The sequence below is a fragment of the Candidatus Eisenbacteria bacterium genome (genome assembly GCA_005893275.1).
Classification (GTDB): domain Bacteria; phylum Eisenbacteria; class RBG-16-71-46; order SZUA-252; family SZUA-252; genus WS-7.
In genome coordinates this window covers 1-20,381 of sequence record VBOW01000059.1, presented here as the reverse complement: position 1 = coordinate 20,381, position 20,381 = coordinate 1, and the positions used below count along the sequence as shown (strand labels likewise).

Sequence of the window (20,381 nt, the reverse complement as noted above, 5' to 3'; positions counted from 1 at the left end):
TCTATCACGTGGGCGAAAAGGTCACCGAGTTCTTTCCGCCGTCCACCTTCGTCATAAGCTCGGACAGCGAAAATGATTTCGGATTCAATTTCGGATTCGGGATCGCGACGCCACTATCCCCGCGGGCCGTCTTTGGGACGGGTTTCAAGTTCCACCATGTCGTGGGGAATCGGTTCATCGATTCCGATTTCCTGGCCATCCAAGCCGGCCTCGCGTATCCCCTGTGACGACCGGGGCGGCCTCAAGGGTGCAAGCGAGAGGAAGATGCGCCTTCGGTCCCGCTGGAATTCCCTCCTCCTCACCGTCACGCTCTCATGGAATGCCGTCGCGACATCCGCCGCGCCGATCGGCCCGGCCCCCCCACGTCTGTGCCTGATCGTTCACGGGACGCGCGCTTTAAGTGGAAACGGATTGAGAGAAACGGGGTGGGGCGGCGGAGGAGCGGTCCGTTACGCGGTCTCCTACTCTCTACGGGTGTGGGCCGACGTTGAGCGCGTCCGGACCGCGCACGAGGGCTCGTTCGTGAGCACCGTGACCCCTTGGACGTTCGGAGTCGAGATCGGTCCGCGGACGCCGCGCCGTATCGAGGCGCTCTTCCGCCTGGGATTGGGGATGTACCGGCTCGAGCGGCGCGGAGAGTATGTGAATTTCTTCTCGCAGAGGCTTACCCAGTACTCCGATTCCGGCCTCTTCTCAGGATTGAATTTCGGCGGCGGCGGTTACGCCAGGCTCCCGGGGGCCGCCATTCTGGAGCTCAGCGCCACATTCCATCAGAGTTTCGCCAGGCAGTTCGCGTATGACGCACCGAGTCTGGGGGAAGTGCAATTGGTGAGCCTCCGTGCCGGGCTGGGGTACGCCCTCAAGTGACGGCCGCGTAGTCAGGTGCAACGCCCGGTGGCGGGCGTATGCTCCGTTTGATCGCCGGGTCGCGACCTCCCGCGCGTCCCTAGTTCACCCGCTTGCGCCGGTTCTGGTTGTAGTCCACGAAGAGGTAGGAGCCGAGGTTTTCCAGATCGGCGAAATAGGCCCGGCCCTTGTTGAGCTGGGTGAAGCGCTCGACGAACCGAACGAGATAGGGATCCTGCGTCACCATGAACGTGGTGATTGCGATCCTTTTGCGACGGCACTGCACGGCCTCGTCCAGGGTCTTGTTCACGATCTTGGGGTCGAGGCCGAACGCATTCTTGTACAACCGCCCGTTCTCGTGGATCGCGGAGGGTTTCCCGTCCGTGATCATGAAGATCTGCTTGTTCGCGTGCTTCTGCCTCGCGAGGATCCGCTGCCCGAGCTGGAGCGCCGCTTTGGTGTTCGTGTGATAAGGACCCACCGACGCGTAGGGAATGTCGCGGATCTTCACCTCCCACGCGTCGTCGCCGAACAGGACGACATGGAGCGAATCTTTCGGGTAGCGGGTCAGGATCAGCTCGGCCAAAGCCAGCGCCGCCTGCTTTGCGGGGGTGATCCGGTCCTCGCCGTAGAGAATCATCGAGTGGCTCACGTCGATGAGGAGCACGGTCGCGCACGATGAGGAATGCTCGGTCTCGAAGACCTCCAAATCGTCCTCGGTGAGGTTGAGCCCCTCCTGCCCCCACTCCCCCCGCTGCCGGCGGACCGAGTTCCGCACGCTCGACAGGAAATCGATGTCCGAGATGCTGTCCCCGAAAACGTAGGGTCTCGTCTCGGTGATCTTCTCTCCGCCCGCGCCGGTCCGCGGCACGCGGTGATCCCCCGCGGAATCCTTCGCCAGCGCGCTGAAAATACGATCCAGCGAATCCTGCCGGATCATCCGCTCGCCGCGCCGGGTCAAGACGTGCTTCCCGTTCACCTCCTGGACCGCGTCGGACTCCAGAAGGTGTTTTCTGAAATCATCGGGAGTGAATTTGGAATTGAAGAATCCGAATCGCTCCCCGAGCTCCTCCAGAGCGCGGAGGGCCTCATCGACGTTTCCGTCGGTCATGAGAAGGAGGCGGTTGTAGAGGGAGAGCAGGTTCTTGAGAAAGTGGACGTTCTTGATGAGCCGCTCGTCCCACTTGGAGTAGCGGAAATCCACGATCAGTCCTCCGCGTCCTCCGGCTTTCCGAGCATGGTCGAGAACATGTCCGTGTAGGCGAGCGCGCTCGTGTCGGTCCGTTCCTTGGCGAGGATCGAGTTTTGGTGGAGCGCCTCCAAGACGAACTCCATCGCGGTGGGAAGCTCGATCGAGTCCTTGATCGAGAGGTAGCGCTTCGGGAGCTCCTCGAGCCCGGTCACTTGAGAGAGCCGCTGGTGGAAATCCCGCGTCGAGAGCTCGTCGGAGATTTCGACCCGCTTCCCCTGGGCGAACCAGCGGAAAATCGGGTCGTACTCGGAGGGCGCACCCTCGTTTTTCTCCTTGGCTTTGTAGGCGTCGGGGAAGTGGCGAGCGAACACCTCCTTTACGGCCTTCCCGACGAGGTGCTTCGCAACGGCGACCGCGCCCTCCTGCTCCCCCTCGTACACGAGCTCGACCTTGCCGCTGATCGAAGCGATCCCGTTCTGGAGATCGCAGATGCGTACCGCCTGGCGGCGCTCGCCGGTCCGGATGCCGCGGCGCTCCGCGTTCGAGATCAGGTTCTCCATGAGCGAGATCGTCATGCGAACGCTCACGCCCGAGCCCTGATCGACGTAGGAGGACTTGCGCGCCTGGAGCGCCACCGTCTCCACGAGCTCCTTCATGTATGCGGGGACCACGACCTCGATTCCCTCGCCGCGGCTCGTCCACGCTTCCTGCTCGGTGACCTTCATCGCGTCCTCGAGCGTGTAGGGGTAGTGGGTCATGATCTGCGACGCGATGCGATCTCGGAGCGGGGTGATGATGTTGCCGCGGTTCGTGTAGTCCTCCGGGTTCGCGGAGAACACGATCTGGACGTCGAGGGGAAGCCGGATTGGAAATCCGCGGATCTGGATGTCTTTCTCTTCGAGGATATTGAGGAGCCCGACCTGGATCCGGGGCTGGAGGTCGGGCAGCTCGTTGATGGCGAAGATCCCGCGATTGGTCCGCGGCACGATCCCGTAGTGCATGACCTCGGGGTCGCTGTACGAGAGTCTCCGGTTCGCGGCCTTGATCGGATCGATGTCGCCGATCAAGTCCGCGATCGTGACGTCGGGCGTCGCGAGCTTCTCGCGATAGCGCTCGTCGCGGTGAATCCACCGGATCGGAACCTCATCCCCCTCGGCCGCGAGACGCCGCTTGCACGCGGGGCAGACCGGATTCAGAGGATCGTCGTTCAGCTCGCAGCCTTCGACCGCGGGGATCCATTCGTCGAGGAAGCGGACCAATTGGCGCAGGATTCGGGTCTTCGCCTGGCCCCTCAGCCCGAGCAGGATGAAGTCGTGGCCGCTCATGATGGCGTTCTCGATCTGAGGGAGGACCGTCTTCTCGTACCCGACGATCCCTGGAAAGAGAATCTCCCCCCGCTCGATCATCCCGACGAGATTACGCCTCATTTCCTGCTTCACGGTCACCGGGAGATATCCGCTAACTTTAAGTGTTTTAATCGATTCTGGTCTTTTCATGGGGTGCGCGGGGTCTCCTGGGGAAAGGGTTTGGAAAGCTCACGAGTACAAGCCTACGCCGACGAGGCGCCCGCTTCAAGCGGCCGCGCCCATGGTCCGTATCGCCTTCGACTAAATAAAAGTTGACTCAACAGGCTAAAATGCCGAATAATATTAGGCAATGATCTCATCCGCCCTAACAAAACAAAACAACGGGGCCGCCCTGGACGCCACGGACCGAAAGATTCTCGCGCTGCTGCAAGACAACGCCAAGGTCTCGCAGGCCGACGTGGCCAAGGCGGTTGGGCTCACGCCCCCCTCGGTCAACGAACGGATCCGGAAGCTCGAGCGCAACGGCGTCATCCGGGGATATGTCGCCCTCCTCGACGGGCGCAAATTGGGACAGGACATCACCGCATTCGTCGAGATCCTGATCGAGCATCCGAAGCTCGAGACAGGTTTCATCCAGATCGTGCGGGGGCTGGACGAGGTCCTCGAGTGCCATCACATCACGGGTGAGTTCTCGCTCCTCCTCAAGGTGCGGGTCCAGGACATGGCCGCGTTCCGCAAGCTCCTCATCGAGAAGCTGAATTCGGTGCGCGGCGTGCGGCAGACGCGCACCCTCATGGTCCTGGCCACCGCCAAGGAGCAGAGCCGGATCAAGATTGAATCGGAATGAAGGTTCCTCAGCCCGAAAGGAGCACTGGATGAATCCGACCCTGGCCGCCTCGTCGGTGAAGATCACTCCCGACAAGGTTCATGAGACGATCGCGAAGCGAATGCTCGCGGACGGTTTCGACTTCGTCCTCGATCTCGAGAAGAGCGAGGGCGTCCATATCTACGACTCGCGCCGCGGGAGGCGCCTCCTCGATTTCTTCTCTTTCTTCGCGACCAACCCGGTCGGGATGAACCACCCCGGCATGAAGACCCCGGAGTTCACGCGGAAGCTCCTGCGCGCGGCCCTGCACAATCCTTCGAACTCGGACGTCTACACGGTCGAAATGGCCGAGTTCGTCGAGACGTTCGGGACCTACGCGATGCCCGGCTACCTTCCGCACCTGTTCCTCGTCGCGGGCGGGACGCTCGGGGTGGAGAACGCGCTCAAGGCCGCGTTCGACTGGAAGGTGCGCAAGAACTTCGCGCGTGGGTACCGCGAGGAGCACGGTCGCAAAGTGCTTCATTTCGAGCAGGCATTCCACGGCCGCTCGGGCTACACCCTCTCGCTGACCAACACGACCGACCCGCGTAAGACAGCCTACTTCCCGAAATTCGATTGGCCCCGTGTGTTGAACCCCAAGGTGCGATTTCCGCTCCACGACGATAATCTCCGGGACGTGAAGGAGCGCGAAGCGCTTTCGATCGCGCAGATCAAGATCGCCTTCGAGCGCAACCAAGACGATATCGCGGCCATCATCATCGAGCCGATCCAGGGGGAGGGGGGCGACAACCACTTCCGGAAGGAATTCCTACAGGAGCTCCGTCGGATCGCGGACGAGTACGAAGCGATGCTCGTGTTCGACGAGGTGCAGGCGGGCCTGGGGCTGACGGGCAAGATGTGGTCCTACGAGAACTACGACGTGAAGCCCGACATGGTGGCCTTCGGCAAGAAAACGCAGGTCTGTGGATTCATCGCGGGCGCGCGGATCGACGAGGTGAAGGACAATGTATTCCGGGTCTCGAGCCGGCTCAACTCCACCTGGGGGGGCACGCTCGTCGACATGGTGCGCTCCGGGCGGTATCTCGAGATCATGGCGGAGGAGAAGCTTCTCGACAACGCCGCCGCCCGCGGGGCGGAGCTCCTCCATGGCATCGAGTCCCTGACGCGTGAGTTCCCGGACCACGTCTCGAACGCGCGCGGCAAAGGGCTCATGTGCGCCTTCGATCTCAAAGACGCGGCGCTCCGCGATCAGGTGATCGCGAAGGCCTATGAAGAAGGCGTGATCGTGATCGGGTCGGGTCCCAATTCGATCCGGTTCCGCCCACCGCTCGTGATCTCGAGGGAAGCGCTCGCGGAGGGCCTCGAGAAGCTCCGCGCCAGCATCAAGAAGTCGATCGCGCGGTAAGGGACGCGCTCCGCCGCGGCAATCGGGCCGCGGCGAGGGCGGCGATCCACAGCACGATCCCGGCCATCCAGAGCGGCGCGCCGGGACCCACGACGTCGAACACGAATCCGGCCAGGAACGGGCCCGTCGCGCGCGCGAGGCTGCCAAGCGACTGGTAGACGCCGAGGATCCCACCCTGCTCGTCCGCCGGCGTGGCGATCGAGATGAGCCCCGACAAAGAGGGTGTCGTGAGACCACTCGCCACCGCGATCGCCCCCATGACGGCGAGGAAGAGCGCGAGCGGGGGGACGATCCCCGCTACGACGAACGCGGCCCCCATCAACGCGAGCCCCGCCCGCACCAGCGCGCGCTCGCCGAAACGCCGCGCGAGCGCGCCGACGATCCCGATCTGCATCGAGGCGGCCACGACGCCGACGTAGGCGAAGAGATAGCCGATCTCGTGGGGCCCCCAGCCATAGAACCGCTGGCAGAAGAGCGCCAGGATGGTCTCCATCCCCGAGAAGCAAAGGGTCGCGACAAAGAAAAGTCCCAGCACGACCCCCACCACCGGCCTCGCGAGCGCCTCGCGCAGCGTCCTCGAGCGGCGGCTCGCCAAGATCCCCGCGCGCGCCCCGGGCGGGAGCGATTCGGGAAGCCGCACGAACGCGAACGCGGCGGCGGCAAGCGCGAGGGCGGCCGAAGCGTAGGCCGGGACCGCGTAACCCCATCGGCTCAGGGCGCCCCCGATCGCGGGGCCGAAGATGAATCCCATCCCGAACGCCGCGCCGATCAAGCCCATGCCCTTCGTCCGATCCTCCGGCCTCGTCGTGTCGGCCACGTAGGCCTGGGCGGTCGAGAGGACGGCGCCCGCAACGCCGGCGAGCATCCGCGACACGAAGAGGAGCGTGAGCGAGGTGGCCGCAGCATAGACGATGTAGGACACGCCGGTGAGAAGGAGGCTTCCGATGAGGATCGGCCGGCGCCCGATGCGGTCGCCGAGCCTGCCCCAAACCGGCGCGAAGACGAACTGGGAGAACGAGAAGGACGTTGTGAGGAGTCCGACCGTGAATCCGGTCGCGCCGTAGGTCTCCGCGTAATAGGGAAGCAGGGGGATGATGATCCCGAAGCCGAGGAGGTGGATGAAGACCGTGAGGAAAAGGATCGCCCGCGATTCCGCGGAAACGGGGAGCGGCTCGTCGGAGGATCCCGGCACGGCCGGAGTGTAGGCTACCCGCTCGTCCGATGTATACTCGCCCCGTGGCCTCCGCGCTCCCTCGTTCCTTCTACTCCCGGCCGACCCTGACGGTCGCGCGCGAGCTCTTGGGCTGCGTCCTGTCGCGCCGCGTCGACGGGCAGATCCTGCGCGGGCGAATCGTCGAGACCGAGGCCTACATCGGCGAGGAGGACCTCGCCTGTCACGCGCGCGCGGGAGTCACGCCGCGCACGGAGCCGCTCTACGGCCCTCCCGGCTTTGCGTATGTTTATCTCACCTACGGGATGCACCATCTCCTGAACGCGGTGACCGAGGCCAGAGGGAAGCCGGCCGCGGTCCTCATCCGCGCGGCCGAGCCGCTTCAGGGAATCGAGTGGATGGAAGAAGCACGCGGGCTCGCCGATCGACACCTTCTCGCCTCCGGGCCGGCGCGGCTCTGCCGGGCATTCGGACTGGATCTCGCGTGGAACCGCGCGGATCTTCGCGGAGACGATCTCTGGATCGAGCGGGGGGACCCGGTCGCCGAGCCCGACGTCGCGACATCGCCCCGGATCGGCTGCCAGAATGTCCCCGGTCCCTGGGACACCATCCCCTGGCGCTTCTATCTCGCCGGGTCGCCCCACGTGACTCCCGGCCGCCGTCCTCGGAAACTTCTGGTGACAAGCGCGCCGGAGATCGGGAATAATCGTGCCTCACGCAACGCGCCCGCGGGGCGCATCCGCAACACACCCAACCACCGCTGAGGGGAAATCGTTGTCCGGAATTCTCACCGAGCAGAATCTGATATGGCGCGCGCGAGCGCGCGCGGTCGCGGAGAAGGTGGTGCGTCCGCTCGCGGCGAAATACGATCGATTGCAGGAATACCCCTGGGATATCAAGGAGGCGATCGCGAAGGCGGGCCTCATGGGAGTCTGGATTCCGGAGGAGTACGGCGGCGCGGGCGGGGGCGTCATCGACCTCTGCATCTGCGTGGAGGAGCTGTCGCGCGCGTGCGGAGGCGTCGGCGTGCTCTATGCCGTGAACGCGCTCGGAACGTTCCCAGTCCTGGTCGGCGGGACCGAGGAGCAAAAGCACCGCTTCCTCCGCCCGATCGCCAAGGGAGAGAAGCTCATCTCCTTCGGTCTGTCCGAGAAATTCGCCGGGAGCGACGCCGCGAGCCTCCGCGCCACGGCCGTCCGAGACGGAGACTTCTACGTCTTGAACGGCGAGAAGAAATGGAATACGAACGGCGGCGCCGCCGACATCTACACCGTCTTCGCGGTCACCGATCCCGCATCGAAATCCCGCCGCACCAGCGCGATCATGGTGGAGAAGGGAACGCCCGGATTCCGTATCGGAAAGGTCGAGGACAAGATGGGGATTCGCTGCGTCCCCGTCGTGGAGATCCATTTCGAGGATTGCCGCGTTCCCGTGAAAAACCTGCTCGGGGAGGTCCCGGGCATGGGATTCAAGCACGCGATGATGACGCTCGACAAGGCGCGTCCCGGGGTTGCCGCTCAGGCCGTGGGCCTGGCGCAGGGCGCCCTCGAGTACGCGATGGTCTACGCCGGGTACCGCGAACAGTTCGGTGCGCCGATCTCCTCGTTTCAGATGATCCAGGGCATGCTCGCCGATATGGCGACCAAGGTCGAGGCCGCCCGGAATCTCGTTTACGTGGCGGCCCTGGCGGTGGACCGGGGGGAGCCGAACGTCTCGAAGCTCTCCGCGATGTGCAAGCTCTTCGCGACCGACACCGCGATGGAGGTCACGACCAACGCGGTGCAGATCTTCGGCGGCTACGGCTACATGCGCGATTACCCGATCGAGAAGTACATGCGTGACGCCAAGATCACCCAGATCTACGAAGGCACGAACCAAGTGCAGCGGATGGTCGTGGCCCGTTCTCTCATCAAGGAATCCCTGGGTTTGAAGCACCTGCTCGATTTCATCCCCAAGGAAATTCAGAAAGGGGTCAACGACCCCGAAACACTGAAGCGGCTCGCGGAAGAAACCGCGAATGCGCTTGACGTCCCGACGCACCATTCGTAATTCTCGCATCGACGTTTGAGGAGGGCGCACGATGGAAGCAACCACGATGGATCGTACAGCGACGCTCAAAGTCGGGGATACGGCGCCCGACTTCACCCTGCCCGATCAGAGCGGGAACAAGGTCACGTTGTCCTCGTTCCGAGGCAAGAAGAACGTCGTCCTCGTCTTTCATCCCCTCGCGTTCACTTCGGTCTGCACGGTGCAGATGCCGGGGTACAGCAAGGAGAAGCAGTCGTTCGAAGGATTGGACGCGCAGGTCCTGGGGTTGAGCGTCGACTCGGCACCGACGCACAAAGCGTGGGCCGAGCACCTGGGAGGAATCGAGTACCCGCTCCTCGCGGATTTCTGGCCGCACGGCGAGGTTGCGAAGAAGTACGGAATTCTGCGGCCCGAGGGATACTCGGAGCGGGCGACATTTGTCATCGACAAACAGGGAATCATCCGCCACATTGAAGTGCACGAGATCGGGAAGGTCCCTGACCGGGCCAAGCTGATCCAGATTCTGAAAACTCTGAGGTAGCCGGTATCGATGGCGCGTGTGGGTTGGGCAACCCAACAAGGTCCGTCAGGACCGCGCGGGCGAAGGGCGGCGGCGCTGGCCGTTGCCCTCGCCTTTTTATTGGTCGTCGCCGCGATCCTCCTTCCCGCCGCGAAGGTTTTCGGCTCGACGCCTCCCCCCATGGGAAAGGCCGACCCGAAGGCGGCCGCGGTGGCGCAGGCGCTCACGAGCGCGATGGGCGGGCAGGAGGCGTGGGAAAGGCTTCCCTACGTGCGATTCGATTTCGTCGTGATGAAAGACGGAAAAGAGACCGTGCGGTTCCGCCACTGGTGGGACAAGAAGAACGGGCGGGATCGAGTCGAGGGCCCCGACGATAAGGGGCGGATCGTCACCGCGATCGTCCATCTCTCCGATCGAAAGGGGAAGTCATTCACGACCGGAGTTCCCGATGCGGATTCGGCGCACGTCCAGATGGGATACGAACGCTGGGTGAACGACAGCTATTGGTTCATGATGCCCTTCAAGCTCCGCGATCCCGGGACGCGCCTCAAGTACTCGGGACGGAAGAAGGGCGCGGCGGGGGCGGAATGGGACGTCCTCGAGCTGACTTTCGATCCGGGCGTGGGGCTCACGCCCAAGGACCATTACTGGCTCTACGTGAACACCAAGACCCATCTCTTGGACCGCTGGGATTATCTCCTACAAGATATGAAGGGCTCGCCCAAGAGCGCCACCTGGGAAGGGTGGACCCAGGTCGGACCGGTTCGGCTCTCGACGCTCCACTCCTTCGAAGGACAGCCCGTGGCGCTTCGATTCGAGAACGTGTCCGCGCCGGCCACGATGGACGAGTCGGTGTTCACCGAAGGGCACTTGAGAGAAACGCCCCTGCTTCCGAATACCCCCCGCCGTTAGTTTCCCCCCAATCGATCGCCGTCCGCGGCGGCCACGCGGCCTGTTGCAATCTTGAACGGCGCGCGGGCTCCGATTACTATGCGCCCATCGAAGAGCGGTTCGAATCGTCTCCAATGAGGAGCCCTCCATGGCGGGGAAGCGCCCGGGTAAGAGATCCAAGTCACGTAGGCCCAAGAAGATAAGTAAGTCCGCCGCGAGTCGGAAATCGAAGGCGAAGGCCCGCGCGAAAGCTCGAAAGAAATCGCGCCCGAGGGCGGAGAAGGCCCGACCGGCGCGGAAGGCCACACCGGCGCGGAAGGCCACACCGGCACGGAAGACCACACCTGCGCTGAGGGGGAAGACTCCCTCGAGGAGCTCGATCGTCCTCAGGCCGTCCGGTCCCTCCGCCGCGGCGATGAACGCGAAATCCGCGGCGAAAGGGCGTCCCAGGATTCAAGCTCGAGGCTCCTTCGGACGAGGCGAGCCTCAAGGGCTGCTCGAGTTCGATGAGGGACCGGGGGCCACGGGGCTGCCGCGCGAGCCCGAGCTGGGGGTGCTTCCTCCCGCCCCGAAGAAGAGGCGGAGCAAGGGGAGCCAGCTCAACATGCTCGACTACCCCGGGGAAAGCCTCACGGTTGGCATGCAGGCGCCCGAGTTTTCCCTGCCCAGCACGCTCGGTCGCCGGGTGAGCCTGAGCGAGTTCCGAGGCAAGCGGGTCATCCTCTACTTCTACCCCAAGGATGATACGCCGGGCTGCACCATGGAGGCCTGCGGCTTCCGCGATTCTTTCCCACGCATTGAATCCAAGGACGCGATCGTCCTGGGGGTGAGCCTCGACGATGAGTTGAGCCACGAGCGCTTCGCCCAAAAATACAACCTCCCGTTTCCGCTCCTCTCGGACAAGGATGCAGCGGTTTCCCGCCAGTACGGCACGTACAAAGAGAAGAACCTGTACGGTCGAAGCTTCTGGGGAATCGAACGCACCACATTCGTGATCGGCCGCGAGGGCAAGGTGGAACACGTGTTTCGTCGGGTCAAAGTGGAGGGTCATGCCGAAGAGGTAATGGCGACGCTCGCCCTCTAGTGCGCCGTACGAAGATCATCGCGACCGTAGGCCCGAGCTCGGCCGAGGAGGCGGTGCTGGTGCGCATGATCCGCGCGGGCATGGACGTCGCGCGGCTCAATTTTTCCCACGGCAGCCGGGCCTCCCACGCCCGCGCCGTCCGCCGCATCCGATCCGCCGCGACCCACGTCGGCCGATACGTGGGTCTCCTCCTCGATCTCCAAGGCCCGAAGCTTCGAGTCGGAGAATTCCAGGGCGGCTCCGTTTGGCTCAGGCCCGGAGAGCAGACGCTCCTCACGAATCGGCGGGTCAAGGGGCGCCCCGGTCTCATCCCCGCGATCTACTCCGGGCTCATGCGCGATGTCGCCGTGGGGGACCGCGTCCTCCTGGACGACGGGCAGCTCGAGCTTCGGGTCTTGAGAAAAGAGCGCCGGGGTCTTCGCTGCAAGGTTGTGATCGGGGGAAGGCTGGCGGATCACAAGGGGCTCAATTTCCCCGGGGTGCGGCTGAGCGCCGATTCGCTGACGGCGAAGGATCGCGGCGACCTCGCGTTCGGGCTCAAGATGGGGATCGATTTCGCGGCCCTCTCCTTCGTGCGGAGCGCCGAGGACATCCTGAAGCTCCGCCGGCTGCTGCGCGGGGCGCAGCATTCCCCGATGGTGATCGCGAAAATCGAACGCCGCGAAGCGATCGAGAATCTGGAATCCATCCTCGGTGTCGCGGACGGGGTGATGGTGGCGCGGGGCGACCTCGGCGTGGAATATCCGCCCGAGCGCGTCCCGATTTTACAGAAACGGATCATCCAGCGCGCCAACGCCCGCGAGGTTCTCGTGATCACGGCGACGCAGATGCTCGAGTCCATGGTGGCTTCACCGCGGCCGACCCGGGCCGAAGCTTCCGATGTCGCGAACGCGATCTTCGACGGCACCGACGCGGTCATGCTCAGCGCCGAGACCGCCGTGGGGCGATACCCGGATCGCGCGGTCCGGACCATGGGCCGGATCGCGTCGGAGGCTGAAGAGGTGACCTTGCCGATGCTCCGCCGCCGGACCGGGGATCACACCGGCGCGCTCGCCTCGCCCACGCATGCGCTCGCGCACACCGCGTATCAGGCCGCGCACGAGCTGCGGGCGAAGGCGCTCGCGGTCTTCACGCACACCGGCTTTTCCGCCCGTCTCGCGAGCAAAGCCAGGCCGGCCGCCCCCATCATCGCGCTCACGCCGCTCGAATCCACCTGCCGGCGCCTGACGCTCTGGTGGGGGGTCACCTCCGTCCAGGTTCCGCACTGGAGAACCGCGGAAGGCATGGTGGAGCTGGGCATGCGCCGCCTCCTCCAGAGAAAGCTGGTCCGGCGCGACGACTGGGTGGTCGCGGTCGCGGGCACCACGACGCGCGCCGGCGGGACCAATCTGCTGCGCATCGTCCAGATCGGGCGCCGTCCCGATCGCCCGCCCGGACTGACCCCGCGACGGCGGTAGCGCTTCGGCGCGTGGCGCGAATCGACCACGCATGGCGCGATGATGCGAATCCTTGGCGCGGACGGGTAATCCAAATTGACACAGGGTAGAACGCCGCGTAGACTCGATTTCGAGGAGGATCCACCCGGAATGGTTAATTTGACCGAAAAGGCAGCCGCGGAAATCAGGGCCATCATGGAGCAGAACGGTGGCACGTACCAAGGCGTGCGCGTTTTTGTGGCCGGGGGCGGCTGTTCGGGCCTCTCCTACGGCATGGAGATTTGCGACGAGCCCGCCACCGCCGAGGATCAGATTTTCGAGATCCTGGGCGTGAAGGTGATCGTCGATACGGCGAGCTACGAATACCTCAAGGGGGCGTCGATCGATTTCGACGATTCGCTCTCCGGCGGAGGATTCAAGATCAACAATCCTAACGCTGTGAAGAGTTGCGGCTGCGGCAACTCCTTCGCGACCGCGGAAGGCGAGGAATCCTCGTCCGGCGGTGGCTGCGGCTGCGGCAGTGGCGGTGGAGGCTGCGGGAGCCACTAGGCGTCTCTCTTCACGGTAGGTACACTCGATCCGGCGCCCCGCCTACTGGGCGCCGGTTTTTCATTCTGGAGAGGAATTCTCAATTGACGATGCAGTTCGTCAAAGTGGCGACCGTCGGCGATCTCGAATCCGGCAAAGGCATGGTCGTGGTCGTAAGAGGAACCCGGGTCGCGATCTTCAACTGCGGGGGTACCTACTACGCGATCAAGGGGACTTGTCCGCACATGGGGGGCGAGCTGGGGGAGGGGCTGCTGTCGGGGGAGATCGTCACGTGCCCGTGGCACGGTTGGCGGTTCAACGTGAAGACGGGCAAGAACCCCGAATCCGACGTGGTCGGCGTCCGCACTTTTGAAGTGAAGGTCGAGGGGGAGGATATCCTCCTTGGCGTCTGATCCGGGGCTCGAGGTGGAGGAGCGGCCGATCTCCGACCGCGTGAGGGGGCGTTTTCCCGCGCTCCGCGACGCGCCGGGCACCGTGTTCTTCGACAACGCCGCCGGCGCGCAGGTCCCCGAGGAAGTGCACGAGGCGATCCGGGAGCACCTGCTCCGGCGAAACGTCCAGCGAGGCGGCCGCTACGAGGAATCCCGCGCGGTCGACGCCATGCTGGGGAGCGCGCGGGAGACGGTCGCCTCCTTCCTGAACGCGGAATCCCCTCAGGAGATCTCCTTCGGGCTCAACTCCACCACCCTGATCCGAACGGTCGCGGACTCCATTCGCCCGCTCCTCCGCGCGGGTGACGAGGTCGTCGTCACCGAGCTGGATCACGAGGCCAATATCGGGCCGTGGCTCAGGCTCGAGACTTCCGGGTTGAATGCCCGCTTCTGGAGGATTAGAAACCCGGGCGCCCGGCTCGAGATGGCGGACTTGGCGGAGCTCTTGGGGAGCGGGAGGGTCCGGGTCGTCGCGATGCCGCTCGCCTCGAACGCGACCGGGGGCGTCGTCGATGTGGCCGCCGCCACCCGGCTCGCGCGCCAGGCGGGGGCGTACACGTTCGTCGACGCGGTCCACTTCGCGCCGCACGGTCGCATCGACGTGCAGGTCCTGGGAGCGGACTTTCTCGCATTCTCAGGGTACAAGATCTTCGGGCCGCACGTCGGATTCCTCTGGGGGCGAGGCGATGCGCTCCGCCGGCTCAAGCCCGAGCGGGAATTCTTCATCTCCGCCGAACCGCCGTACGCCTTCGAAGCCGGCACGCAGACGTACGAAGGCATTGCCGGGCTGCTCGGCGCCATGCGGTACCTTGCCTCCCTCGATCCGGAGGGATCGCTTCCCAGCGCGATGGACCGGATCCGGTTGTACGAGCGGGACCTCTCGCGGGCGCTGCTGGCGGAGCTTGCGAGTGTTCGCGGCCTCACGATCCTGGGCGAAGCCGATCCGGCCCGCGCCGAGGCGCGCGTCCCAACGGTGAGCTTCGCGATCTCGGGTTTCGATCCGGCCCAAATCGTGGAGCATCTCGCGGCGAGCGGGATCCAGGCGCGCGACGGACATCTCTACGCCCCGCGGCTCCTCCAGGCGTGCGGGATCGACCCCAAGAGCGGTCTAGCGCGCGTCAGCCTGTGCCACTACAACACGCGCGGGGAGATCCAATCCCTCATGGACGCGCTGCGCGCGCTCCGCTGAGGGTGGCGCCGCGTCTCGCGGCTTCCTTCCGGGACGAGAGGAGCTGAAGTATGGCCAAGAACTTCCGAGACCTCTCCGAAGAGGAAATTCTGGCGCTCGCGATCTCACTCGAAGAGGAAGACGAGCGCATCTACGGGGATCTCGCCGACGGATTGCGCCGGTCCTATCCGGGGTCGGCCGCCGTGTTCGACGAAATGCGCCGCGAGGAATCCGGCCATCGGGCCGCCTTGATCGAGATCTTCCGGCAACGGTTCGGCGAGCACATTCCCCTCGTTCGCCGCCAGGACGTGAAAGGATTCGTGCAGCGCAGGCCTGTGTGGTTGGTGCGGCCGCTGGGGCTTTCCGCCGTGCGCAGGCAAGCGGCGGCGCTGGAGCTCGAGACGCGGCGGTTCTATGAGCGCGCCGCCGACCGGGTGAGTGATTCCTCGATCCGGAAGCTCCTGGGCGACCTCGCCGCCGCGGAGCGCACGCATTACGCGCGCGCCGAGACGCTCGAACAGGAGCTCTTGACGCCCAGCGTGCGCGAAGCGGAGGAGAAAGCGGAGCGCCGGCTCTTCGTGCTTCAGATCGTCCAACCGGGGCTCGCCGGCCTGATGGACGGCTCGGTCTCGACACTGGCGCCCCTCTTCGCCGCGGCGTTCGCGACCCGAAGCAGCCACGATGCGTTTCTCGTCGGGCTCGCCGCATCCGTGGGCGCGGGAATCTCGATGGGGTTCGCCGAAGCGCTGTCGGACGACGGCTCCTTGACCGGCCGCGGCCATCCGTGGATTCGCGGGGTCATCTGCGGCCTCATGACGACCGCGGGGGGATTGGGACACACGTTCCCTTTCCTCGTGCCCGACTTTCGGGTGGCGGTCACCCTCGCGGTAGCCGTGGTGGGAGCCGAGCTCGGCGCGATCAGCTACATCCGTCACCGGTACATGGACACCCCGATCGCCTCGGCGGCGCTTCAGGTCGTATTCGGGGGAGCGCTCGTGTTCCTCGCGGGGCTGCTCATCGGGAGCTCCTGAACCCGTGAGCGAATCCTCGGTCCTCCGCGATCTCGTCATCGCGTTGAGCGCCGCGCTCCTCGTGCTCCTGCCGAGCCGGCGGCTCAAGATCCCGCCGGCGGTCGGTTTCCTCATCACCGGCGCGATCATCGGCCCGGGCGCGCTCGGGCTCATCGGGGATCCCCATCACGTCGAAGTGCTGGCCGAGGTCGGCGTCTCGGTGCTGCTCTTCGTGATCGGCCTCGAATTCTCGCTGGCACGGTTGCGGGAGATCGGCAGAGCGTTTCTCCTGGCTGGGCCCCTTCACGTGTTGGGCACGATCGTTCTCGTCGGCGGCCTCCTCCTTCTGCTGCCGACCGGAGCGACGCCCCATTCGGCGGCGTTCGCCGGGATGCTGGCCGCCCTGTCTTCCACGGCGATGCTGCTGCCGCTCCTGGTGGGGCGCGGAGAAATCCATGCCCCGCAGGGCCGCCTCATCCTCGGGATCCTTCTGTTTCAGGATTTCGCGATCGTTCCCATGCTGGCGCTGACGCCGGCGCTCGCCGGCGGAGGCGGTCTCGCGGCCGCGCCGGGGGCCCTTGTGGGAATCGCGTCGGCCGCGACGGTCTTCCTCGTGGCGCGTTTCCTGATGCCCCGGTTCGTGAACGCCGTGATCCGAAGCGGCGTCCGCGAGCTTTACGTCATGATGGCGGTGGCGGTATGCCTTGGCGCCTCGCTCGCCACGAAGACCCTGGGCCTTTCGGCGGCGCTCGGAGCCTTTCTGGCCGGAATCCTGGTCAGCGAATCCGAGTACGCGCATCAGATCATCGGGGAAATTCTTCCGTTCCGGGATCTCTTCGCGAGCCTCTTCTTCGTCTCGATCGGAATGCTCCTGCGTCCCGACCAGCTGGTGGGGCAGTGGCCCCAGGTGAGCGCCTGGATGCTCCTCATCCTCGGCGTGAAGTCGCTCGTGGGCTATCTCGTGATCCTGGCGCTGGGTTTTCCGTCGCGGATCGCCGCCGTGACCGGGATATCGCTGGCGCAGGTCGGCGAATTTTCCTTCGTCCTGGCCTCCGTCGGCAGAGATCGCGGCCTTCTCACGCAGGGCCAGGAGCAGCAGTTCCTGGCGGTCGCGGTTCTCTCGCTCGCGCTGACGCCTTTCCTTGTGCGCCTCGCCGCGTGGGCGGGTAGCCTCCGCATGGGCGGGGCATTGGGGTGGATGATCCCGGCCGGCCCCGGCCCCGCCGCAGGGCCGGTGCTGGAAAGGGCGGCGGCGCCGGGCGGCCCGCGGATCCCGGGCGGGGCGGCGCCCGTCGGGCATGTGATCGTGGTCGGCTACGGAATCAATGGACGAAATCTCTCTCGCGTCCTTCGAGAGACGGGAATCCCCTACATTATCCTCGAGGTGAACCCGGTCCTGGTCCGGCGGGCTCGCCGCGAAGGGCAGCCGGTCCAGTTGGGGGACGCGTCCCGGCGCGAGAGCCTTGCGGCCTGCGGCCTCAGGGATGCCGCGGTGGTCGTGCTCGCGATATCGGACCCGGCGGCCACGCGCGTCGCGGTCGGGCTGATACGCGAATACGACACGAAGGCGCACATCATCGCTCGGACGCGCCTTGTTTCCGAGGTCGCGGAGCTCATGCGGCTCGGGGCCGACGAGGTGATCCCGGAGGAATTCGAAACCTCGATCGCGATTTTCGCCCGTGTGCTGCGGAGATTCCACGTGCCCGGAAACATCGTGCGGCTTCAGGAGCGCGCGCTGCGCGAGGAGGGATACGGGTTCCTGCGCGGGGGGGATGAGACCGGGACGCTCGTCGAATCCGTCTCGCGGATGATCGAGGGCGCGACGACCGACACCTTCTACCTCGCCCCTGACTCGCCGGCGGTGGGGCGGACCCTGGGTCGGCTCGATCTGCGCGGCAGAACGAGGGCGCTCGTGATCGCGGTGGTGCGCGAGGGAAAACACCACCTGAGCCCGGAACCGGACTTTGAGTTTCGCGCGGGGGACATCCTCGTCCTGGTCGGCGACCACGCGGCCCTGGAAGCTGCGTTTGGGATTCTGACGCCCGAGGCTACGATCCCGGGAGAACGTGGAGCCAGTCCCGGAGGAGGAACTGGACCCGAGCGATGAGGAGCGAGACGCGCGCCATGACGGTGTAGCCGAAGCTCGCGCCGAAAGCCACCATGAGGAAGTAGATTCCCACCCTCGCCCCTGCGCCGTGCACGCCCCGATGCGGCGCCGAGAAGAAGAAATAGGCGAGGACGGCCAGGAGCCCCACCAAGATCAGGGCCGAGTTAACCGCTCCCCACCCTGGCGAGAAGGGCTTCGCCGCGTCGGCGAGCTGGGCGAAGATCTGGGCCTGCATGTACCCGGGGATCGCGACCCCGGAATAGATGCCGACATAGAAGGCGATCGACCAGCGGGCGATCCCCGCCCCCTTCCCCCATGCGCGCGCGAGCATCATGAGACCGAGCGCGAGGGGGATCAGCACCAGCAGATTGCGGTCGTGAAGAAGCGGTGTCCACACGTTCGGGACGAGAACGTTCTGCCACTGCACGGCGAGGAGATAACCGGCCGACGCCCCGACGAAGAGGTGCTCCGCGAAGCGGTAGAACGGGTTCTCCTTGTAGAGAAACGAGAAGACGCAGAGCGTGAGGAACGCCGCGATCCAGGTCTGCAGGGTCATCGGGTCATGCTTCCCGCGGGCCGCCCGCCGCCGTCTTCGCCCGAGCGTTTGCTGATGAAGAGGGCGGCGTTCCCGACGATCACCAGCGCGACCACGATCAGATGCACGAGGCTCTGGGCATCCATGCCGCGCCGCGCGTCGCCGAAGGTGTCGATCATCCGCTCGTACTCGGCGGCGCCCTTCATGCCGCCGATCAGACCCAAAATCTGCCTCGAGGAAAGATACGGGTAGTAGTCGGTCGCCATGACCGCGGTGCATCCGATCACGAGCGGCGCGTGGTAGCGTCCCTGCGCGAATTGGATCCAGTAGTCCGCGGCCGAGGAGCCGCTCAGGTTGATCATCATCTGAACCTGCGCGTAGGAGTTCACGCCACGCGTCACCGGAATCGAGTCGAGCGGGGTTCCGTAGAAGTCGACCGGGTACATTGCGCGCAGGTTTTCACCGATACCGATCATGACAACCTGAAATCCGGACTTGTACCCGAGCCATGCGTAGTCGCGGTTCCGCACCGCCCCTTCCGCCTTTGCCGCGGTCACGAGCGCGCGTTCTCCTAGCCCGGTTCCTGCCGGATAGAGGGTCATCGCGATGACTTGGACGTGCTTCCGGAAGCAATGGCGCAGGACCGCGACCGACATCGGAAAAAGCTCCGCCATGATATCGGGCTCGTAATCCATCGAGAGGATGACCTTCGAACCCGGGGGAAGGGCATCGATCGCGTCGTAGGCGGCCCTCACACGCGGGCTCACGGCCACCGGAAGGTTCAGGGGAAAGAGGAGCGGCAGCGCGGCGCCGGTCGCGACGAGGAGGAAGATGATCCGCCGGTCGATCGCGAGGAGCCGCCGAGCCCAGGTCATGACTCAGGATCTCCCAAGGTAGCTCCGCTCGATCCCGAGAATGATCTTGAGTGCGGTTGAAACCGCGCCCAAGCCGACGCCGATCGCGATCGCCCTTTTCGCGGCGAGGTTCGGCACGTCGAGCAACCATTCGGTAATTCCGGGGAGGCGGTGCGAGATCAACTCGCCGACTGAAACCCTGCCGATCATCATCACGATCGCCGTGATGAGCAGAAGCGTTGCCTCGACGCTCCTCGCGCGGAACGCTCGGAACGCGGCCGAGGCGATGACGAACGCTAAGAGCGAGAACATCGTGGAGGCGAGCGGTGAGTTCACCGTGTTGTAGATCGTATCCACCGGTGTCCCCTGGCCGACTCCTTTCCAGACGCCGAGAGCGGTGATCGTGAACAGCGCGACGAGCGTCACCAGGCTGAAGCCCCAGCCCTCGGCGCGATCCCTCACCTTTCGCGCGTGGCTGTTCCACAGAGAGATCGAGCCAAGGATGAGCGCGAAGGCGTAGACGACGAGGGTCCACTCGAGGAGCTTGGAGTTGACAGCTTGGGCCGTGTGGTGCGGGATGAAGAAGAGCGCGGCGATGACCGCGCCCGAGAGAAACGTGACGAGGAGCGGACCCCGCCGCATCAGCGAGCCCGACCCGGAGTCAGGCGACTTTCAGCCAGGTCGCCAGCCCAGGCTGTCCCAGCGCCGAGAGGACGAGCGCGCCGACGACCGCGGCCGCGGCGAGCGCCTTGGCCCAATCCTGTCCGACGACGGTGGCGAGCTGGATCGGCTCCCGCCCCAAGTACGCGCTCGCGGCGAAAAGCTCCTCGCCGAGGAGCGCGTAATCGCACGCGCACACGAAGAAGGGAAGCTGGGTCACCTTGTCGGTGCCGGCGATCTGGATCGCTCCCGTTCTGGCCCCGGTTTCGGCCAGAAGCAGGGATTCCGCATAGAAGGATCCCATGTAGATGTTCGCCGCGGGGAGCTCCCTCAGCATGAATCCGTTCACGGCGGCGACGTA

General features: G+C 65.2%; 20 protein-coding genes and 1 pseudogene. 14 read left to right on the top strand and 7 right to left on the bottom strand.

Going from position 1 to position 20,381, the window contains the following annotated elements; all coding sequences use genetic code 11:
• Positions 1–411: 411 nt before the first annotated feature.
• Positions 412–867, top strand: coding sequence for a hypothetical protein (locus E6K76_10040; protein TMQ57636.1), 456 nt, complete (start codon positions 412–414; stop codon positions 865–867).
• Between the two features lie 79 nt (positions 868–946).
• On the opposite strand, the gene E6K76_10035 is transcribed toward E6K76_10040, so the two are convergent.
• Positions 947–2,050 carry a VWA domain-containing protein gene (locus E6K76_10035; GenBank protein ID TMQ57635.1) on the bottom strand — a complete coding sequence of 368 codons (1,104 nt, stop codon included), beginning with the start codon at positions 2,048–2,050 and terminating at the stop codon, positions 947–949.
• 2 nt (positions 2,051–2,052) lie between these two features.
• Positions 2,053–3,534: a magnesium chelatase gene (locus tag E6K76_10030; GenBank protein ID TMQ57634.1), complete on the bottom strand. Its 1,482-nt coding sequence runs from the start codon at positions 3,532–3,534 to the stop codon at positions 2,053–2,055.
• Between the two features lie 160 nt (positions 3,535–3,694).
• On the opposite strand from E6K76_10030, the gene E6K76_10025 reads away from it, so the two are divergent.
• Positions 3,695–4,192, top strand: a complete 498-nt coding sequence (locus E6K76_10025) for an Lrp/AsnC family transcriptional regulator (GenBank protein ID TMQ57633.1) — start codon at positions 3,695–3,697, stop codon at positions 4,190–4,192.
• A 28-nt stretch (positions 4,193–4,220) separates the two neighbouring features.
• Positions 4,221–5,576 (top strand): L-lysine 6-transaminase, encoded by a 1,356-nt coding sequence (locus E6K76_10020; GenBank protein TMQ57632.1) that lies wholly within the window; start codon positions 4,221–4,223, stop codon positions 5,574–5,576.
• On the opposite strand, the gene E6K76_10015 is transcribed toward E6K76_10020, so the two are convergent.
• Entirely contained in the window at positions 5,554–6,768 is a 1,215-nt protein-coding gene (locus E6K76_10015; protein TMQ57631.1) for an MFS transporter, read from the bottom strand. The two genes, E6K76_10020 and E6K76_10015, sit on opposite strands and share 23 nt — an antisense overlap.
• A 29-nt stretch (positions 6,769–6,797) precedes the next feature.
• Between E6K76_10015 and E6K76_10010 the strand changes: the two genes are divergently transcribed.
• The 11 genes from E6K76_10010 (at position 6,798) to E6K76_09960 (ending at position 17,971) form a co-directional block, all read left to right on the top strand.
• Positions 6,798–7,511, top strand: a complete 714-nt coding sequence (locus E6K76_10010) for a DNA-3-methyladenine glycosylase (GenBank protein TMQ57630.1) — start codon at positions 6,798–6,800, stop codon at positions 7,509–7,511.
• A 10-nt stretch (positions 7,512–7,521) separates the two neighbouring features.
• Positions 7,522–8,796, top strand: a complete 1,275-nt coding sequence (locus E6K76_10005) for an acyl-CoA dehydrogenase (protein TMQ57629.1) — start codon at positions 7,522–7,524, stop codon at positions 8,794–8,796.
• Positions 8,797–8,827: 31 nt separating this feature from the next.
• Positions 8,828–9,316 (top strand): peroxiredoxin, encoded by a 489-nt coding sequence (locus E6K76_10000; protein TMQ57628.1) that lies wholly within the window; start codon positions 8,828–8,830, stop codon positions 9,314–9,316.
• A gap of 159 nt (positions 9,317–9,475) precedes the next feature.
• The gene (locus E6K76_09995; GenBank protein ID TMQ57627.1) at positions 9,476–10,207 is read left to right on the top strand and encodes a hypothetical protein; all 732 of its coding nucleotides are present in this window, start codon (positions 9,476–9,478) and stop codon (positions 10,205–10,207) included.
• A 619-nt stretch (positions 10,208–10,826) separates the two neighbouring features.
• Positions 10,827–11,270: a thioredoxin-dependent thiol peroxidase gene (locus E6K76_09990; protein ID TMQ57638.1), complete on the top strand. Its 444-nt coding sequence runs from the start codon at positions 10,827–10,829 to the stop codon at positions 11,268–11,270.
• Entirely contained in the window at positions 11,153–12,727 is a 1,575-nt protein-coding gene (gene pyk / locus E6K76_09985; protein ID TMQ57626.1) for a pyruvate kinase, read from the top strand. Before E6K76_09990 ends, pyk begins: the two co-directional genes overlap by 118 nt.
• A 129-nt stretch (positions 12,728–12,856) precedes the next feature.
• Positions 12,857–13,255: an iron-sulfur cluster assembly accessory protein gene (locus tag E6K76_09980; protein ID TMQ57625.1), complete on the top strand. Its 399-nt coding sequence runs from the start codon at positions 12,857–12,859 to the stop codon at positions 13,253–13,255.
• 89 nt (positions 13,256–13,344) lie between these two features.
• Positions 13,345–13,647, top strand: a complete 303-nt coding sequence (locus E6K76_09975; GenBank protein TMQ57637.1) for a Rieske 2Fe-2S domain-containing protein — start codon at positions 13,345–13,347, stop codon at positions 13,645–13,647.
• On the top strand, positions 13,628–14,875 hold the full coding sequence (locus tag E6K76_09970) for a cysteine desulfurase-like protein (GenBank protein TMQ57624.1): 1,248 nt from the start codon (positions 13,628–13,630) through the stop codon (positions 14,873–14,875). Before E6K76_09975 ends, E6K76_09970 begins: the two co-directional genes overlap by 20 nt.
• Before the next feature lie 50 nt (positions 14,876–14,925).
• Complete coding sequence (locus E6K76_09965; protein ID TMQ57623.1) at positions 14,926–15,885, top strand: rubrerythrin; 960 nt, start codon at positions 14,926–14,928, stop codon at positions 15,883–15,885.
• Positions 15,886–15,889: 4 nt separating this feature from the next.
• Complete coding sequence (locus E6K76_09960) at positions 15,890–17,971, top strand: hypothetical protein (GenBank protein TMQ57622.1); 2,082 nt, start codon at positions 15,890–15,892, stop codon at positions 17,969–17,971.
• On the opposite strand, the gene E6K76_09955 is transcribed toward E6K76_09960, so the two are convergent.
• The 4 genes and pseudogenes from E6K76_09955 to E6K76_09940 all read right to left on the bottom strand — a co-directional run bounded on the left by E6K76_09955 (position 17,913) and on the right by E6K76_09940 (position 20,381).
• Complete coding sequence (locus E6K76_09955; GenBank protein TMQ57621.1) at positions 17,913–18,527, bottom strand: hypothetical protein; 615 nt, start codon at positions 18,525–18,527, stop codon at positions 17,913–17,915. The two genes, E6K76_09960 and E6K76_09955, sit on opposite strands and share 59 nt — an antisense overlap.
• Positions 18,524–19,381 carry a hypothetical protein gene (locus E6K76_09950; protein TMQ57620.1) on the bottom strand — a complete coding sequence of 286 codons (858 nt, stop codon included), beginning with the start codon at positions 19,379–19,381 and terminating at the stop codon, positions 18,524–18,526. The genes E6K76_09955 and E6K76_09950 overlap by 4 nt, the downstream gene beginning before the upstream one ends.
• Positions 19,382–19,384: 3 nt before the next feature.
• Complete coding sequence (locus tag E6K76_09945) at positions 19,385–20,005, bottom strand: hypothetical protein (protein ID TMQ57619.1); 621 nt, start codon at positions 20,003–20,005, stop codon at positions 19,385–19,387.
• Between the two features lie 100 nt (positions 20,006–20,105).
• A pseudogene (locus tag E6K76_09940) lies at positions 20,106–20,381 on the bottom strand (hypothetical protein).

Coding starts and splice junctions, on each gene's coding strand:
- E6K76_09995 (TMQ57627.1), top strand. CDS start 9,476: ATGGGAAAGGCCGACCCGAAGGCGGCCGCGGTGGCGCAGGCGCTCACG.
- E6K76_09950 (TMQ57620.1), bottom strand. CDS start 19,381: ATGACCTGGGCTCGGCGGCTCCTCGCGATCGACCGGCGGATCATCTTC.
- E6K76_10025 (TMQ57633.1), top strand. CDS start 3,695: ATGATCTCATCCGCCCTAACAAAACAAAACAACGGGGCCGCCCTGGAC.
- E6K76_09980 (TMQ57625.1), top strand. CDS start 12,857: ATGGTTAATTTGACCGAAAAGGCAGCCGCGGAAATCAGGGCCATCATG.
- E6K76_10020 (TMQ57632.1), top strand. CDS start 4,221: ATGAATCCGACCCTGGCCGCCTCGTCGGTGAAGATCACTCCCGACAAG.
- E6K76_10000 (TMQ57628.1), top strand. CDS start 8,828: ATGGAAGCAACCACGATGGATCGTACAGCGACGCTCAAAGTCGGGGAT.
- E6K76_10010 (TMQ57630.1), top strand. CDS start 6,798: ATGTATACTCGCCCCGTGGCCTCCGCGCTCCCTCGTTCCTTCTACTCC.
- E6K76_09965 (TMQ57623.1), top strand. CDS start 14,926: ATGGCCAAGAACTTCCGAGACCTCTCCGAAGAGGAAATTCTGGCGCTC.
- E6K76_09955 (TMQ57621.1), bottom strand. CDS start 18,527: ATGACCCTGCAGACCTGGATCGCGGCGTTCCTCACGCTCTGCGTCTTC.
- E6K76_09990 (TMQ57638.1), top strand. CDS start 10,827: ATGCAGGCGCCCGAGTTTTCCCTGCCCAGCACGCTCGGTCGCCGGGTG.
- E6K76_10030 (TMQ57634.1), bottom strand. CDS start 3,534: ATGAAAAGACCAGAATCGATTAAAACACTTAAAGTTAGCGGATATCTC.
- E6K76_09975 (TMQ57637.1), top strand. CDS start 13,345: ATGCAGTTCGTCAAAGTGGCGACCGTCGGCGATCTCGAATCCGGCAAA.